This is a genomic window from Flavobacterium sp. Flavsp81, from assembly GCF_059491325.1.
Window position 1 is genome coordinate 198,971 of sequence record NZ_CP168505.1, and the last position, 16,662, is coordinate 215,632.

General features: G+C 33.1%; 20 protein-coding genes. 7 read left to right on the top strand and 13 right to left on the bottom strand.

Translation table 11 applies throughout. The features are described from left to right. Positions 1 to 76: 76 nt before the first annotated feature. Together ACEN92_RS00800 and ACEN92_RS00805 are read right to left on the bottom strand one after the other, a co-directional pair. Complete coding sequence (locus ACEN92_RS00800) at positions 77 to 745, bottom strand: ZIP family metal transporter (protein WP_495640470.1); 669 nt, start codon at positions 743 to 745, stop codon at positions 77 to 79. A gap of 16 nt (positions 746 to 761) precedes the next feature. Then, positions 762 to 1,526, bottom strand: a complete 765-nt coding sequence (locus ACEN92_RS00805) for a class I SAM-dependent methyltransferase (RefSeq protein ID WP_495640471.1) — start codon at positions 1,524 to 1,526, stop codon at positions 762 to 764. Positions 1,527 to 1,667: 141 nt separating this feature from the next. Between ACEN92_RS00805 and ACEN92_RS00810 the strand changes: the two genes are divergently transcribed. Together ACEN92_RS00810 and ACEN92_RS00815 are read left to right on the top strand one after the other, a co-directional pair. Further along, positions 1,668 to 2,831, top strand: coding sequence for a THUMP domain-containing class I SAM-dependent RNA methyltransferase (locus ACEN92_RS00810; protein ID WP_495640472.1), 1,164 nt, complete (start codon positions 1,668 to 1,670; stop codon positions 2,829 to 2,831). Positions 2,832 to 2,960: 129 nt separating this feature from the next. Then, positions 2,961 to 3,197 carry a hypothetical protein gene (locus ACEN92_RS00815; RefSeq protein WP_495640473.1) on the top strand — a complete coding sequence of 79 codons (237 nt, stop codon included), beginning with the start codon at positions 2,961 to 2,963 and terminating at the stop codon, positions 3,195 to 3,197. A 74-nt stretch (positions 3,198 to 3,271) separates the two neighbouring features. Here ACEN92_RS00815 and ACEN92_RS00820 read toward each other — a convergent pair whose 3' ends face one another. The 8 genes from ACEN92_RS00820 to ACEN92_RS00855 all read right to left on the bottom strand — a co-directional run bounded on the left by ACEN92_RS00820 (position 3,272) and on the right by ACEN92_RS00855 (position 10,229). Beyond that, positions 3,272 to 4,084, bottom strand: coding sequence for a DUF6048 family protein (locus tag ACEN92_RS00820; RefSeq protein ID WP_495640474.1), 813 nt, complete (start codon positions 4,082 to 4,084; stop codon positions 3,272 to 3,274). Continuing rightward, positions 4,056 to 4,592 carry a DUF6452 family protein gene (locus ACEN92_RS00825; RefSeq protein WP_495640475.1) on the bottom strand — a complete coding sequence of 179 codons (537 nt, stop codon included), beginning with the start codon at positions 4,590 to 4,592 and terminating at the stop codon, positions 4,056 to 4,058. Before ACEN92_RS00825 ends, ACEN92_RS00820 begins: the two co-directional genes overlap by 29 nt. Positions 4,593 to 4,603: 11 nt before the next feature. Continuing rightward, complete coding sequence (gene rlmD, locus ACEN92_RS00830; RefSeq protein WP_495640476.1) at positions 4,604 to 6,016, bottom strand: 23S rRNA (uracil(1939)-C(5))-methyltransferase RlmD; 1,413 nt, start codon at positions 6,014 to 6,016, stop codon at positions 4,604 to 4,606. Positions 6,017 to 6,412: 396 nt separating this feature from the next. Next, complete coding sequence (locus tag ACEN92_RS00835; protein ID WP_495640477.1) at positions 6,413 to 6,853, bottom strand: hypothetical protein; 441 nt, start codon at positions 6,851 to 6,853, stop codon at positions 6,413 to 6,415. A 99-nt stretch (positions 6,854 to 6,952) separates the two neighbouring features. Continuing rightward, on the bottom strand, positions 6,953 to 7,351 hold the full coding sequence (locus ACEN92_RS00840) for a hypothetical protein (protein ID WP_495640478.1): 399 nt from the start codon (positions 7,349 to 7,351) through the stop codon (positions 6,953 to 6,955). A 113-nt stretch (positions 7,352 to 7,464) separates the two neighbouring features. Beyond that, entirely contained in the window at positions 7,465 to 8,451 is a 987-nt protein-coding gene (locus tag ACEN92_RS00845; RefSeq protein ID WP_495640479.1) for an aldo/keto reductase, read from the bottom strand. Between the two features lie 97 nt (positions 8,452 to 8,548). Further along, complete coding sequence (gene cysM / locus ACEN92_RS00850) at positions 8,549 to 9,436, bottom strand: cysteine synthase CysM (protein WP_495640480.1); 888 nt, start codon at positions 9,434 to 9,436, stop codon at positions 8,549 to 8,551. A 1-nt stretch (position 9,437) separates the two neighbouring features. Further along, entirely contained in the window at positions 9,438 to 10,229 is a 792-nt protein-coding gene (locus ACEN92_RS00855; RefSeq protein WP_495640481.1) for a serine O-acetyltransferase, read from the bottom strand. A gap of 189 nt (positions 10,230 to 10,418) precedes the next feature. Here ACEN92_RS00855 and ACEN92_RS00860 point away from each other — a divergent pair, with 189 nt between their 5' ends. Continuing rightward, positions 10,419 to 11,120 (top strand): DUF1003 domain-containing protein, encoded by a 702-nt coding sequence (locus ACEN92_RS00860; RefSeq protein ID WP_495640482.1) that lies wholly within the window; start codon positions 10,419 to 10,421, stop codon positions 11,118 to 11,120. A gap of 20 nt (positions 11,121 to 11,140) precedes the next feature. Here ACEN92_RS00860 and ACEN92_RS00865 read toward each other — a convergent pair whose 3' ends face one another. Beyond that, positions 11,141 to 11,419, bottom strand: a complete 279-nt coding sequence (locus ACEN92_RS00865; RefSeq protein WP_495640483.1) for a DUF2752 domain-containing protein — start codon at positions 11,417 to 11,419, stop codon at positions 11,141 to 11,143. A gap of 103 nt (positions 11,420 to 11,522) precedes the next feature. On the opposite strand from ACEN92_RS00865, the gene ACEN92_RS00870 reads away from it, so the two are divergent. Together ACEN92_RS00870 and ACEN92_RS00875 are read left to right on the top strand one after the other, a co-directional pair. Then, positions 11,523 to 11,711 carry a hypothetical protein gene (locus ACEN92_RS00870; protein WP_495640484.1) on the top strand — a complete coding sequence of 63 codons (189 nt, stop codon included), beginning with the start codon at positions 11,523 to 11,525 and terminating at the stop codon, positions 11,709 to 11,711. Continuing rightward, positions 11,701 to 12,252, top strand: a complete 552-nt coding sequence (locus tag ACEN92_RS00875; protein WP_495640485.1) for a DUF8465 domain-containing protein — start codon at positions 11,701 to 11,703, stop codon at positions 12,250 to 12,252. Before ACEN92_RS00870 ends, ACEN92_RS00875 begins: the two co-directional genes overlap by 11 nt. Positions 12,253 to 12,367: 115 nt before the next feature. Here the strand turns inward: ACEN92_RS00875 and ACEN92_RS00880 are convergent, their stop codons facing one another. Then, the gene (locus ACEN92_RS00880; RefSeq protein ID WP_495640486.1) at positions 12,368 to 13,342 is read right to left on the bottom strand and encodes a hypothetical protein; all 975 of its coding nucleotides are present in this window, start codon (positions 13,340 to 13,342) and stop codon (positions 12,368 to 12,370) included. An 86-nt stretch (positions 13,343 to 13,428) separates the two neighbouring features. Here ACEN92_RS00880 and ACEN92_RS00885 point away from each other — a divergent pair, with 86 nt between their 5' ends. Further along, positions 13,429 to 14,553, top strand: coding sequence for a cysteine desulfurase family protein (locus ACEN92_RS00885; RefSeq protein ID WP_495640487.1), 1,125 nt, complete (start codon positions 13,429 to 13,431; stop codon positions 14,551 to 14,553). Between the two features lie 103 nt (positions 14,554 to 14,656). Here the strand turns inward: ACEN92_RS00885 and ACEN92_RS00890 are convergent, their stop codons facing one another. Continuing rightward, on the bottom strand, positions 14,657 to 15,217 hold the full coding sequence (locus ACEN92_RS00890; RefSeq protein ID WP_495640488.1) for an L-threonylcarbamoyladenylate synthase: 561 nt from the start codon (positions 15,215 to 15,217) through the stop codon (positions 14,657 to 14,659). Positions 15,218 to 15,412: 195 nt separating this feature from the next. On the opposite strand from ACEN92_RS00890, the gene ACEN92_RS00895 reads away from it, so the two are divergent. Continuing rightward, positions 15,413 to 16,627 (top strand): glycosyltransferase, encoded by a 1,215-nt coding sequence (locus tag ACEN92_RS00895; RefSeq protein WP_495640489.1) that lies wholly within the window; start codon positions 15,413 to 15,415, stop codon positions 16,625 to 16,627. The last annotated feature ends 35 nt before the right edge of the window (positions 16,628 to 16,662 follow it).

A 16,662-nucleotide genomic window follows, 5' to 3' on the forward strand; every position in this document is an offset into this window, starting at 1 on the left:
GCCCGACCGGATTTGCGAAAGGCGCACATAAGCGGTTTGTTAAATAGCGCCTTTTGTGAATTTGGTCACGCCCTAATTATAATAGAAATGCCAATAAAATTCCGAGAACGATCATGGAAACTTTGGCAATATTGAATTTGTGTCCTTCACTGCTTTCAAAAATAATTGTCGATGAAATATGGAATAGTATTCCGATTACTATTGCTGTTATTTCGGTGTAATAATTATTTAAAAAAGGTAAATATTCTGAAGCCACAGTTCCTAAAGGCGTCATGATAGCGAAAGTTAACATGAAAGCAAAAATGGCTTTTTTATTTAAACTTGCGTTAATGAAAAAAGTTGTTAGAATCACGGCAATCGGTAAATGATGAATGGCAATTCCAATAGCCAGACCATGATGATGACTTACTGGAAAACCTTCTAAAAACGCGTGAATACAAAGACTTATAAAAAGCAGCCACGGAATCTGAGACATTTTTGCATGTCCGTGAACATGTCCGTGTTCTGCCCCTTTGGAGAAAAACTCAAGAATGATCTGAAATAAAATTCCGATCATGATAAATAAACCAATATTGTGATTGTGCGATTCGTAAACTTCCGGCAACAAATGCATTACAGTTAACGATAATAAGAATGAACCGCTAAACGCGAGCAATAATTTTAGATTGGTTTTGTTTTTTGGTTTTAGAAACAAAGCCACGATATATCCTAAAAGTACTGAAAATAAGGGTAATAGATAATTCATTTGTTGATTTACCAATTTATTTAAAAATCATGATTAATCGTTCGCTTTCGGTTTTGTGGAATTTTTTGAGTTTATAATCCCCAAAAATATCTAAGAGAAAAATTCCGGCTTCGGCCATTAATTCTTCAAAATCTTTTAGCGTTAAGGCTTTTACTTTTTCGGTAAAATGATATTTTCTGCCTTGGTCTTCAAAATCAATTTCTTTAAAAATATGCCCGTCTTCAACGTATCTTTTGATTTTAAAATCGATTCCGTCAACGGTTTTAACTTCTTCAGGAACCAAAGTTTCGATTACCTGAGCCACATTCATAAAGTCAATGACGGCGAAACCGTATTCAGATAAACTTTCTTTGATTGCTTTTAAGGTTGTTAAGTTATCATCGTCACTTTCGAAATAACCAAAGCTCGTAAATAAATTAAAAATAGCATCGAATTTTTCCTCAAAAGGTTCACGCATATCGTGCACTTTAAAATGAAGGGTTTCGTTACTGTTTTTGCTGGCTTCGGCAATACTGTTTTCAGACAAATCAGCTCCTAAAACATTAAAACCTAATTGATTTAGATAAATAGAGTGGCGTCCTTTTCCGCAGGCTAAGTCAAGGACTTTTGCTTTTTCAGGCAAGTTTAGATAATGCGTCAGGTTGTCCATAAAAATCTGGGCTTCCCTGTAATTTCGATCTTTATAAAGAATATGATAATACGGAGTATCAAACCATGAAGTAAACCAGTTTTCAGTATTACGATCCTGATTAGGTGTTGATGAGTTAGGTGCGTCAGACATTTATTCTATTTCAATTAATTCAAAGTCCGGCAAATTTAGTGTATTTTTGCCGAAAAATAACTATTTCGCGACGATACCTAATAACAATGTTGTGATGTAGAGATGCACTGCCGTGCATCTTTAATGATGGAATTTATAAAGATGGAAGAAAATTTTAGAATGATAGCCAAATGTTTTTTTGGTTTTGAAGAGATATTAGAAAAAGAATTACGGGATCTTGGTGCTCAGGATGTCGAAAAAGGAGTGAGAATGGTGAGTTTTAAAGGTGATAAAGGTTTTATGTACAAAGCCAATTTATCGCTAAGAACTGCTCTTAAAGTTTTAAAACCAATTTACTCATTCAGAGCTAATAACGAACAGGCTTTATATAAAGGAATTTCAGGTGTAAACTGGTCGAAATTGCTAAATGCAAACCAAACTTTTGTTATAGATGCCACAGTGCATTCGACTTATTTTAATCACTCAGAATTTGTTTCTCAGAAATGTAAAGATGCGATTGTTGATCAGTTTAGAGAAAGAACAGGTCAGCGTCCGAGTATTGATAAAGCTTTTCCGGACTTAAGAATCAACGTTCATATCGACAAAGACCAGGTATCTGTAGCTTTAGATACTTCAGGGAATTCATTGCATCAGCGTGGTTACAGGACTGCAACCAATATTGCACCTATTAATGAGGTTTTGGCAGCAGGAATTTTGTTGTTGTCAGGCTGGGAAGGTCAGAGTCACTTTTTGGATCCAATGTGCGGTTCAGGAACTTTTTTAGCAGAAGCAGCAATGATTGCCTGTAATATTCCGGCAAATATCAACAGAAAAGAATTTGCTTTCGAAAAATGGAAAGACTGGGATAATGATTTATTTGATCAGATTGTAAACAGCCTGATGAAAAAAACAAAGGAATTTCATTATACTATTAAAGGGTTTGATAAAGCACCAAGTGCCGTTCAAAAGGCTAAGGACAATATTAAAAATGCCAATCTGGATGATTATATTTCTATTGAGGAAAATAACTTTTTTGATACTGAAAAAGCTGTAGAAGGAAAATTGCATATGGTTTTTAATCCACCGTATGATGAGCGACTGGATATTCATATGGAAGAATTTTACAAAAATATTGGAGATACTTTAAAGAAAAGCTATCCGGGAACAAACGCCTGGTTTATCACAGCTAATCTTGAAGCCCTGAAATTTGTGGGATTAAAACCTTCACGCAAAATAAAACTTTTCAATGCCAGTTTAGAAGCACGTTTGGTAAAATACGAGATGTACGAAGGAAGCAAGAGAACGAAATTTCAGGTTTCTGAATAAGATCCTAAATTATTAAGATTTTAGCTTTCTATCTCAGAGTTTAGTGTAAAATAAGAAATTAACAATTAAGGTTCGACGAAAAATAGCTCAGCAGTTTAGTATCTCAGAACCTTAGCAACTTTAAAAGAAATGACAAAACTACAAATCAGAGCTTTTTTATATCAATTAGGATGTTTCGCGATTTTATTTATTCTTGGAAGATTTATAATTGCAGAATATTCAGGACTAACAGGAATCTGGATACCAATGACTGCTTTTATTGTGGCAACTTTAATTGCACCACAATTTAAGGCCCTGAAAACGAAAGATGGGGAAAAGCTTTATGTGAAATGGATTTTCATAAAAGGAATCAAGGAAATAGGATAAAAAAGTACTTGCAAATTGAGTAAAAAGTAACAGCCACAAATTCGCGAATTTGTGGCTTATTATTTTAAGGACAATTATTTTTTAGGAGCTTCTTTTTTAATCTCAGGAATAATTACTTTTTTCTTGTAAAGCGGTATAAAGTAGGAAACAGTATAATTAAACCCTATTCCAAAGTTTCCGTCATAAGTTCTGTTGAATCCCGGAATATATAAGTTTTCAAAGTTATCAGGCTCTTTGTTGGCTATTAATAGTTTCAATTGAAAACCAAAACCGACAAACACATTATTAAATACTTTAGCTTTTACGCCTAAACAAACTTCGGCCCAGGCAGCAGTCAGACCAGTATATTTTTCTCCGGAAACTATTGTTTGCTGTTCTCCCCAGTAAGGATTTGGATTATAGATTTTATAAGTATTTAATTGTTGGCTAAAAGTACTAAAACCTCCGCGGAGACCTATTGTAATCAGGTTTTCCATATCAAGCCAGTTTTGATAGGCATTATAATCGAAACCTCCTTTTATATACGTTCCGGTTGCAGTCGAATTTAATCGATCGTCATCAGTAGTTTTATCTTCAATACCAAGTTCGGCTGCTATGTAGTACTTTTTTGTCAGTCGAAAATCACCTACAAACTCTACACCTTTATAATTTTTGTCATAAAAGCCACGTGATAGCTTAAACAAATCAACACCTACACGCAGACCATAACGGTCAGTTTTTGGAGGAACACTGTCTTTAGCAGTTTCCTGAACATCTTTTTTGGCTACAGGTTTTGGTTTTTCCTGGATGATTTCTTTTGTTATTGTTGTTTCTGTATCTTGTGCCTGAACCAAAAACATTGAAAACAATAAACAAATACTAAAAAAATACTTTGACATGTGTTTCATTTTCAAATTCAATATTAGAGTTTTCCGGTTCAGCCAACTGAATCCATAATCCATCATTTCCGGAATCTGTTACTTCTAATGGATTTTGAATAGCTAATTTGTAAATTGTTTTAAAACCACAGGCTCTTGAAACATATACATTTTGCCTTGTATAATTAATTTTTATCTGATCTGTATTAGAAAGTGCTGCATTAGTACTGTTTGAATTTAAAATAAAGGAAAAGGTTGCACTGTCCTTATCTGTTTTTAACGGAATTGCTATAGAATCACCACTTGTTAAATATTTTGTTTCGTCAATAGCACTTTTATTAAAAACAATACCTTCTGGCTGATCTTCGCCAATTACTTTTAAACGGGTTACATTTTGTTTTAAAGAAGGTGTTGTAATATAATAAAACGAAATTATCAGTCGGGGAGTAGTTGGTGTATTTGCATCGCAAATATCATCTTTTTCGCAACTTGATAAGCCAAAAGTAAAAGGCAATAAAAAATAAAGAATTTTTTTCATTTATAATTATGTTATCTAAGTTCTAAAAGTACAACATTTTCGACATGATGCGTTTGCGGAAACATATCTACCGGCCGGACACGTGTTACTTTGTATTTTTCATCCATTAAAGCCAGATCTCTTGCTTGTGTTGCTGAGTTACAGCTTACATACACGACTTTTTCAGGAGCGATTTTCAGGATTTGTTCAATAACATCCTTGTGCATTCCGTCTCTTGGCGGGTCGGTAATAATAACATCCGGTTTTCCGTGTTGTGCAATAAAGGCTTCGTTGAAAACGACTTTCATATCTCCTACAAAAAACTCGCAATTCGTAATATTATTGCGCTCAGCATTGGCTTTTGCATCCAAAATAGCTTCAGGAACACTCTCTACACCAATTACTTTTTTTGCTTTTTTTGAAACAAATTGTGCAATAGTTCCAGTTCCCGTATATAAATCATAAACAGTTTCATCACCGGAAAGACCTGCAAAATCGCGTGTTATTTTGTATAATTCATATGCCTGATCTGAGTTTGTCTGGTAAAATGATTTGGCATTAATACTAAATTTTAAACCTTCCATTTCTTCCAAAATATAATCCCTGCCTTTATACAGTTTTATATTTTGATCGTAAATAGTATCATTTTGTTTTGAATTTACCACATATTGCAATGATGTGATTTGTGGAAATTTCTCATAAAGATGATCTAAAACCAATTCACGGTTTGCTTTGTCATTTTCAAAAAACTGAATTAAAACCATGATTTCTCCTGTAGAAGCAGTACGGATCATAAAAGTTCTTAATAAACCTGATTGTTCTCTTGGATTAAAAAATGCTAAATTATGCTCATTGGCAAAATCTCTAATTTCATTTCTAATGGCATTTGAAGGATCTTCCTGTAAATGACATTTTTGAATATCAAGAATTTTATCCCACATTTTTGGAATATGAAAACCTAAGGCATTTCTGTTTCCTAAATCTTCAGTGCTTTCAATTTCTTTTTCGGTTAACCAACGGCTGTTCGAAAATGAAAATTCCATTTTGTTTCTGTAAAAAAACTGTTTTTCAGAACCTAAGATATTTTCAAATTCAGGCAATTCAACTTTACCAATACGCTGTAAATGATTTTTTACTTCATTTTGTTTGTAATATAGCTGTTGGCTGTATTTCATGTTCTGCCATTTGCAGCCGCCACAAACACCAAAATGCTGGCAAATTGGCTCAGTGCGATGCTCTGATAATTCATGAAATTTAACTGCCTTACCTTCGTAATATGCTTTACGTTTTTTAAAAGTTTGTATGTCTACAACATCACCAGGAACGACATTCGGAATAAAGATTACTTTTCCGTCAGGCGCCTTAGCTACTGATACTCCTTTTGCTCCGGCATCAAGAACTTGTATTTGATGAAAGACAATTTTGTCTGTATTTTTTCTTCCCATAGCGCAAAAATAAGTGTTTGTAAACTTTTATAAATTTAATTTCCAAAATATTTTATCAAATTCTTTGATTTATGGGTTTGCAGGTTAAAAATTAACCTTGTTGTCAAAAAACTAAAAGCTCATTTTATATAAGTATGTTCTGTCTTTTATCCGTTTGGTGTAATTGAAAAAAATAAATCAAAAGTATAAATTTGAATAAAACTTCTTTACACTTCCAGAAATCATTGTCACCCCTGAGTCCATTCGGCTTCGCTTTGGATAAACTTAGTCGAAGGCTTGTCAATTGGAAGAGCTTCGACTCCGGTCAGCCTGACATCTGTTTGAATTACACCCAACTGTTATCTTTTATATGAATGCAAAAACTGAAGTGGAAAAGTGAAACCATAAGAAGAATAATTATTTTCTTTTTATTAATTCATAATTGATAATTGTAAAGGAGTAGAAACATAAATCTGCTGAGATTTTCCCAAGGATGATTCCGAAAAAATAATTGCCGCAAAGAATGGGCATCCAATACATACAAAACGGACGGATTACCAAAAAATCTAAAAAAGCAGGATAACCAAATTCTAAAATTAAATTTTTTGTTAGTGAAAGAACTTCTCTGGTATAAGTTTTTCTATTAAGAAGTTTGTTTTGTTGTGTTAATTTTTTATAGGAAGAGAATAAAATAACACTGTAAAAAGCGAGATACTCTGCAAACGTAATCAAATAAGCAGTTGTTAATCCGCTATATATTTTACTGAAAAGTGAAGTAGTAAGCGCTGCACTTGTACTTGCTAACTCAGCATATTTATATCGATCGAACCATTCTTTAAAATTTGATTTTGTGAGCATTTTTTTAAGCTTTAATAAAAAATGTAAGGTACAAAAGTTTATATTTTCATATCTCAAAATTAACTTTTTAGGACCTTACATTTTAAACTTAAAGATGCTTTAATAAGCCAGAAGAATAAATAAGTTTGGGCTTTCCTTCGACGCATTCAACTCCTGTTGGTTGTATTGCAAGACTGCAATCAGAAATGACTCCCCTTTTTTTGATATAATCAGTTTGGGCATCCGTATATTTTTAACTTTTGCCAGAAACTCGTCGTTATTGATTTTTTTAGAATAGACAATATATCCGGCATATCCCCCGCAACCTTTAGCTCCAATACCGGTAATATTCCATTCCGCAGGATTTGTACAAGATTCTGAATTAGCTAAAGAAGCTACAATAATCTCGTTGTACATTTTTTCTAATTTTTTAGAATCTTCTTCCTGAGAATTTTCATCATTACTGCACGAAGCAAATAGTATACAAATGGCAAATACGATAAAAGAAAGTTTTTTCATAGTTAGTGTTTTTATAAGAGATGCAATGATTTGCAAAAGGTTGCGCAAAAACACAAAAAACAAAAATAATAACTTTAAGTATTCGAAGACCAGTATTTAAGATTTTTAAAAAACTACCATAAATGATGGACAGAAGGTTTTATATATTCTTCATAAATTTTATTCATTGCCGAAATTTTCTCCGGGGTTAATTTTGGTAAATCATAAACAGATAAATTAGACATCACATGGCTTGTTTTAGAGGCTCCCGGAATAATACAGCTGATATCATCAAAACTTAAAATCCATTGAAGAGCAATAGGAGCAAGGTTTGGAGTTTCAGGAAATAAAGATTTTAATTCCTGAACAGCTTTTAGACCCAAATCATAATCAATACCTGAGAAAGTTTCTCCTTTATCAAAAGCATCTCCGTTACGGTTAAAATTACGGTGATCTTGTGCGTCAAAAGTTGTTTTTGCATCAAATAAACCTGTTAAAAGACCACTCGCTAACGGAACTCTGGCAATGATTCCGATATCTTTTTTTCTTGCTTCAGAGAAAAACAACTGAGAAGGACGCTGACGGAACAAATTAAAAATAATCTGAACAGTTGTTACATTCGAATATTCGATTGCTTTCAGTGCTTCTTCTACTTTTTCGATGCTTACACCCAGATTTAAAATTTTCCCCTGATCTTTTAAGCGGTCAAACAGCTCAAAGATCTCAGGTCGGTAAAAAACTTCAGTAGGAGGACAGTGCAACTGAATAAGATCAAGTGTTTCTAATCCCATTCTTTTTAAACTGTCTTCAACAAATTTCTGAAGCACTTTAGGCTGATATCCGTCACTAACATGCGGATTTATATGACGTCCGCATTTTGTAGCAATATAAATGCGTTCAGATCGTGAGCGGACTACTCTTCCTACGGCAGTTTCGCTTAAACCATTTTCGTACACATCGGCAGTATCAATAAAATTAACACCATTGTCAATTGCGGTATTCAAAAGTTCGTCTGCTGTTTTATTATCAAAAGCGGATCCCCATTTTCCTCCAACCTGCCAGGTGCCAAGAGAAATTTCAGATATATTAAAGCTTGTTTTGCCTAATTTTCGGTAGTTCATTTTCTTTTTAAGTTACAAAGGTTTATAGGTTCAAAGTTGCAAAGGTTTTTTAGGTTTAGGTCCTAAGTTTTTAAACTTTGAACCTTTGTACCTCTTTTTAATCAAATAAATCAGAAGAAAGATAACGATCTCCCCGATCGCAGATAACAGCTACAATAACTCCTGATTCTAATTTTTCGGCTATTTTTAATGCAACAGCTACAGATCCTCCACTGCTCATTCCTGCAAAAACACCTTCTTCGAGTGCTAATCTTTTGGTCATTTCACGTGCTTCTTCTTCACTTACATCAACAACTGTATCTACTTTTGAAGCATCAAAAATTTTAGGTAAATATTCCTGCGGCCATTTTCTAATCCCTGGAATCTGTGATCCGTCACTTGGCTGGGCACCAATGATTTGAATTGCCTGATTTTTTTCTTTTAAATAAGTTGAAGTTCCAATGATTGTTCCTGTTGTTCCCATTGCCGAAACAAAATGTGTAACACTTCCTTCAGTGTCATTCCAAATTTCAGGACCTGTGGTTTTGTAATGTGCTTTCCAGTTGTCATCATTAGCAAATTGATTCAACATCAGATAACCTCCCTGGGCAACTTTTTTGTCTGCATAATCGCGGGAACCAATAATTCCTTCGCTGGCGGGTGTTAAAATAACCGTGGCTCCATAAGCACGCATGGTTTGTGTGCGTTCTTTTGTAGAATCTTCTGGTAAAACCAGTTCTATTTCTATTTGAAATAACTGCGCAATCATAGCCAGTGCAATTCCGGTGTTGCCACTTGTTGCTTCAATTAATTTATCTCCTTTTTTTATATCTCCTCTCTCAAGGGCTGAAGCAATCATGTTATATGCCGCCCTGTCTTTTACACTTCCGCCGGGATTATTTCCTTCAAGTTTCAGTAAAAGTTTTACATTTTTATTTTTAACCAGATTAACAGTTTCCATTAACGGAGTATTACCAATCAGGTTTAGTAATTTTTGTGATTTCATTCTATTTTTTTTCTTTTATTTTAACTTCGGTTGTAGTAGTATTCAGGACGATAGAATCTTCAGGAATAGATTTGGTTATCCAGGCATTTCCCCCAATAATACTATTTTTGCCAATAATCGTTTCACCTCCCAAAATAGTGGCATTAGCATAAATACACACATTAGCCTCTACGGTTGGATGTCTTTTTGCATTTTTCATATCTTTACTTACACTTAAAGCCCCTAGCGTAACTCCCTGATAAATTTTTACATATTTTTCAATTACCGTAGTTTCTCCAATGACAATTCCGGTAGCGTGATCTATAAAAAAAGGGGATGCAATTCTTGCTCCTGCATGAATGTCTGTTCCTGTAATTCGATGTGCATATTCACTCATCAATCTGGAGAATAATAATAAGTCCAGAAGATATAATTCATGGCTTAACCTGTAAATGGCTATAGCGTAAAAACCGGGGTATCCTAAATAAACTTCATTGATATTATTGGATGCCGGATCATTTTCTAAAATATATTCGGCATCATGATTTAATTTTTCTAAAACACCGGGTAATTTTTCAAGAAATCGGTCCCAAATTGGCTCGCATAAATTTTCCGGTTTTTTACAGGCTAAAACAGCAATTTCTTTAAAACGTATTTCGAGCTCATCGATGCTTTGATCTAAAGGTGCATTGGAATCAAACAGGGTATAGAAAAGCTTTTCGGTAAAATCTTCTGTTTTAGTTTTGATTCCGTAATTTATGTTTGAATGGCTTTTTAAAGCTTTTATGTTTTGTATGATAAGATCTTTTGACACAATTATAAATTGAATTAATGATTTGAAACGTTAAAAGTAAGATGTTTTTTGTAAATAAAGATATGATTTGTTCAAAGAAATTTTGTTTTGAAAATTGTATTTGTGATAAATAAAAAGAATTTTAAACAGAATAATTTATGTTATTCTTAATAAGTTAAATGTGTAAATTAGCCAGTAAAACATATAAAAATGAAAAATAACTCGACTTTTAAAAGTGCTATTTCTAACCTGTCATTTCCTGCAAACGAGAAAGTTTCAGGTAAATCTGTCCACAATCCTATTTTAGGTCTTATTGTTAAAGATCATCCTTCTTTTTGTGATACCGATTTTATTGCAATTCAGGAGCTAAATACATACCGTCAGAAATACATTTCGAATTATTTATCTACCGAGATTGGCGCACTTTCTGATCTTGAAAAAAGTGTTATCGAATCTTTAAAAGAAGATAAATCAATAGTAAGTACTGTAGAAGATGAAGAAGAAACCAGGAATTTTGGACAAAGAATAGCCGATAAAGTAGCTGACTTTGGCGGAAGCTGGACCTTTATAATTTCATTTTTACTTTTTATTGTTGTCTGGATTGCTGCAAATGTTTTTATATTGATTAATAAAGGTTTTGATCCGTATCCTTTTATCTTACTGAATTTAATTTTATCGTGTATAGCTGCATTACAGGCACCGGTAATTATGATGAGCCAAAATCGTCAGGAAGAAAAAGACAGAACCCGTGCTAAAAAAGATTATATGATTAACCTGAAATCTGAATTAGAAATCAGAATGATTCATGATAAAATAGATCATTTAATTATGCACCAGCAACAGGAACTAATCGAAATTCAGAAAGTGCAAATTGAAATGATGAACGATATCCTGAACCAGATTAAAAAATAATTCCAGCCAAAAAAGAAAATTTAAAAGTGTTTATACCAATATCCGACAACCATAAAAATACCGTTTATGGTTCCGGAAATCCAAAGCAATTTGGTGTAGTTTTTTGATTTGTCTAAAAAGTACAATGCTATAAAACCTAAAAATAAAAGGGTAGAATAAAGTGCGGGATACATCTTGAAAGCAGCCAGAAACTGGCCCTGAAAAAGTAAGAATAAAGCACGCTGAAAACCACATCCCAAACACTCAATTCCGAAGAGCGTTTTGAATAGGCAGGGCAGCATAAATTTTTCTAAATCCACAGGTTTTGTTTTTTACAATTTTACAAAAAATATCTGATAATATTTAAAAGGTAAGAAGTACTATTTTAAAGTTTCTTACTTTTGAAGTCTTACTATTAAAGATATGAAAACTTTTAAAATTTTAATAATGATTCTTGCTATTTCAGTTGCGTTATATGAGCAGGTTTCAGCAGAAAAAAACATCTACATTACAGTTGTTGCAATTGTAGTTTTTATGTTTGGAATGATGCAGCTGAGTGCAAAAACACCGAGTAAAAATCAAGATAAAGAAGAAGAAGAAGATGTTGAGTAAAGGAGATAAGGTTTCTGTTTTGGACGAAGCCATAAACGGAGTCGTAGTTTCGGTTAAAAACAATGAAGTTTTGATTGAAACTGAAGATGGATTTATGATGACATTTTTTGTCAATGAATTGCTTAAAATTCATGATTCCAGTAATTTAATGAATTCTATTAAAAGAATTAATTTAGATGAAGTTTCAAAAGAGAAAGCCGAGCCAAAACCAAGGAGTTTTGTAAAAGAACGTAAAGATAAACGTGAAATTTCGGCTCCTGAATTTGATTTGCATATTGAAAAACTGGTTCCTAACAAACGCGGAATGTCAAATTATGACATTTTAAATTTACAAACAGAGACGGCAAAAAGACATATCGAATTTGCTATTCGGAATCGCATTCCTAAGATTGTTTTTATTCACGGAGTCGGCGAAGGAATTTTAAAATCCGAATTGGATTTTTTATTAGGACGTTATGAAGGAATAGATTTTCAGGATGCCAATTATCAAAAATATGGCTTAGGTGCTACAGAAGTTTATTTTAGGCAAAACAATAAATAATAGAATTTGCAAGTCTGAAAAAATCAATATAGACATAAAAAAGCATCCCTTTTTTTACATTCATTTTTTAATAAATCAGTGTAAAAAAAGGGATGCTTTTTTGTAGGAATTAATTTTAATTAGTATCGACTGTTACGATTCCTAATAAAAAGCTGTTTCCTAGTTTAAAGCTGGTATTTCCATTATTTAAAACTACATTTTTCAACGTAATTGTATGTGTAAAAATGTTCGGGCCCAATGTTGCGGTAACGACTTCAATAATGCCACTTTGACCGGCAACACCATTTTCACCGTTCCATATCTGAGCAACAGCAGGAGAGGTTGGAGTTGTTGTATTACAGAAATAAGAGCTGGTAAGAACACCCTCATAAACCTTATAAGCAACTTTATTAGTAGTCGAAGTAATCAGAGCTGTTCTTGGGCTGTTTGGAGCGGTAACTTCATTTACAATCAGATTAGCATCTATATTATCAATTGTTAAGGATGTACCATTCCCTGTACTGTAATTATAAACTTGTTTGGAAGTACTGCATTGTTCTGCAGCTTCTTTAAAAGTTAAATTTAACCCAACAGCAGGCGTTACAATATTACCAAAAACAAAATTTGGCCCTACTTGTTCTCCTGAAGGTTTAGAATAGGTCAGGTTTTTAAAAGCAATATTATGAGTGTATCCTGATATTCTGGTGCTGTTTTCTGTTTCATTAACCGTATAGTTTACAGTTGTGCTAATTTCTATTTGTCCGCTTGTAGCATTCCATTCATCAGTTACATTTGGGGTTGCAGGTCTTATTGCATCACAAATATTGGCTTTTAAAACAGTTCCGTCATAGGTTCTGTAAAATAGTTTATGGCTGCTGTCAATGTTAAGAATAACAGGGCTTCCTGCCGGAGTTACCTGGTTTACAAATGTTTCTTCGGGTAGTTGCAATAATAAACTTTCCTGATTTTTTATTTTATAAAGCAATTGGTAAGTATCGTCACAGTAGTCAGGAGCAACTGCGCTAAAATCAAAAGTTTCAACGGTTAAATCACCGTCATCGCATCCATTTAACAAAAGGGCGAATAAAAGGAGGCTTGCGTATTTTTTCATCGTATTTTTATTTGAGTCAAAAATAGTGAAAAATTTTGCAAATGATATTTAAGAATTGACAATTGATATTTTATAACTTTGCCGGAATGAAAAAAGTATACCTCGATAACGCTTCTACAACTGCCATGCGATCTGAAGTTATTCAGGAAATGACAAAAATTATGGCAGATGATTTTGGTAATCCGTCCTCTACACATAGTTTTGGCAGAAATGCAAAAACTATTTTGGAGCTTTCCAGAAAAAGCATTGCTAAGCATTTAAACTGTACGGCACAAGAAATTATTTTTACTTCCGGTGGTACAGAAGCAGATAACTGGATTCTTCGTTCTGCAATAGAAGATCTCAAAGTAGTGCGAATCATTACTTCCAAAATAGAACATCATGCGGTTTTATATCCTGTTTTGGCTTTAGAGTCGGATTATAATATTCAGGTTGATTATGTGAATATAAATCCTGATGGAACGATCGATTTGACACATTTATCGAACTTATTGGCTGAAGAGAAAAAGACATTAGTGAGCCTCATGCATGTAAATAATGAAACAGGAACTATTTTGGATCTGGAAAGAGCAGGTGTTATTTGCAAGCAATATGATGCCCTGTTTCATTCGGATACGGTGCAATCTGTTGGGAAAACTGAAGTTGATCTGCAAAGGACTCCGGTTGATTTTATTGTAGCGAGTGCTCATAAATTTCACGGGCCGAAAGGAGTGGGTTTCGCTTTTATCCGAAAAAATTCAGGATTACAGCCATTACTTTTTGGCGGAGAACAGGAAAAAGGACTTCGTGCCGGAACCGAAGCTGTTCATCAAATTGCCGGAATGGCAAAAGCTTTGACACTTTCGTGCGAAAATTTAGATCAGGAAAGAAAATACATTTCTGGCTTGAAAATGTATTTGATAAACCAATTGGAAATTAATTTTCCGGATTTTAGAATCGTTGGAAAAAAAGAAGATTTTTATAATATCATCAATATAATTTTACCTTTTTCGCAGGATAAAACTTCAATGTTATTGTTTAGTTTAGACATGAAAGGAATTGCCGTTTCCAGAGGAAGCGCATGTCAGTCCGGAAGCATCAAACCTTCACATGTCCTGAAGGAAATTCTTTCGGAAGAAGACTTAAAATTGCCCAACCTCCGAGTTTCATTCAGCCATTACAACACAAAAGAGGATATAGACTGGCTTATTGAGAGCCTGAAAACGATTTAAGGTTTAAAAGCTCAAAGTAGCAAAGATTCAGGAATTTAGTGTTTAATTCTTTCGACTTCGCTTAGGATAAACATGTTATTCTGAGCGAAGTCGAAGCCGTTTTTTACTTACGAATTACCTTTACCTGCGAATCATTAGTTAATTTTATGATGGTTGATGGTTTTCCGGCTACTTTGTCCTGATTTAATTTTACGACATAATCAACACCTTTTATAATTTCCGGATTAATATCTTTAAAAGCTATTGGAGTAGGCTGTCCTGAAATATTTGCCGAAGTTGAAACTAAAGGCTTCTTCATTCGCTCTAATAATTTAAAGCAAAAAGGTTCTTTTACCAAGCGGACTCCAAGTGAATTATCGGCAGCAATGATGTTTGGCGCCACATTTCTGGGTTGGTCTAAAATCAAAGTAGTAGGCTTTTCAGATAAATCTAAAATTTGCCAGGCTACTTCCGGTATATTTTTGAAGACATTATACATCATTTTTTCGCCATTCATCAATACAATCATGCTTTGGGTTTCAGCACGCTGCTTTAGTTTATATATTTTAGCAACAGCTTCAGGATTTGTAGCATCACAACCAATCCCCCAAACTGTATCTGTGGGATAAAGAATGATTCCGCCTTCTTTGATTACTTCGTAAGCATTGATTATTTCTTCGTTCATTTTCTGAATTTAAATTCTAAAATTTTTACAAATATATAAATAATGCGAGGAATTATGGGGGTTTGTAATAACTATAGATGAATATAAATTTTGACAAATGCTTCTTTTTTATGAAAAAAAATGGAATATTTTATAGTTTTATGTGTTCTAAAATAGTTACTTTGAGGTGAATTCTTATTATTTAAATCAGATAAAATGTATAAATCAATCAAGTTATATTTTAGGCTAAAACTATTGACTCAAAAACTTAAAAAAGAAAATAAACATATCAATTTTATCAATGAGCCTAAATATAAAAACAATGTTTTGATTATTGATACTAAAATACCGGAGCATAATAAAGATTCAGGTTCCAGAAGACTGACAGAAATTATAAAGTTGCTTATTAAAAATAAAACAGGCGTTTTTTTATTGGCTGATTTTAAAGAATATCGATATAAATTAGAGTATGTTTCTTATTTTAAAGAATTAGGTGCAGTAGTTTATGAGCCGGCATTAGATAATTTTGAAAATCTGGTAACAAAGAATGAGTTTCTAAAAATGGTTCTTCCTCAGGTAAATTTTGCCTGGCTGCACCGACCTGAAATTTTTGAAAAATATTATCCCGAGGTAAAAAAACATAATCCTCAGGCTAAAATATTTTTTGATATGGTCGATTTTCATTACTTAAGATTCAAAAGAGAATCTGAGCTGACGGGTAATGCTGAAACCATGAAAAAAGCAAATCAATATTTAAAGCTGGAGTTGGATAATTGTAAAAAAGCAGATAAAATTATTGTTATTTCGGATATTGAAAAGCAAAACCTGAAAACATATTTTGATAATGATGATAAGACAGTTGCTATAGGAAATATTCATCAATACATTAAAAATTTTCAATTTAATAGTTTTCAGGAGCGTAAAGATTTATTGTTTATTGGCGGATTTGATCATAAACCTAATATTGATGCTGTATACTTTCTGCATGAAGAAATTATGCCATTATTATGGAAAAGCAAACCGGATATTTCATTAACAATTATTGGCAGCAATGTGCCAGCGACAATCCAACAATTAGATTCAGAACAATTCAGAATATTAGGATATGTTGAGGATGTGGCTCCATATTTTTTAAATTCAAAGGTTTTTATAGCTCCTTTGCGTTATGGTGCAGGGATAAAAGGTAAAATTGGTCAGAGTTTAGAATATGGACTACCATTGGTTACTACTGATATTGGTGCAGAAGGATTTGATTTTGACGAAAATACTAAAGTTATTGTTGGAAATACCAAACAAGAAATCGTTGATAATATAATTGCAATTTATGAAAACGAAACACTCTGGAAAAAACTAAGTGCTGATGCTGAAAAAGCTATTGAACCATTTTCTGTCAGTACTATTGAATCTAAAATTTTGAATTTGTTTAATTAATTGGAGTGTCAATTTCATAAACTTATCTATTTTTT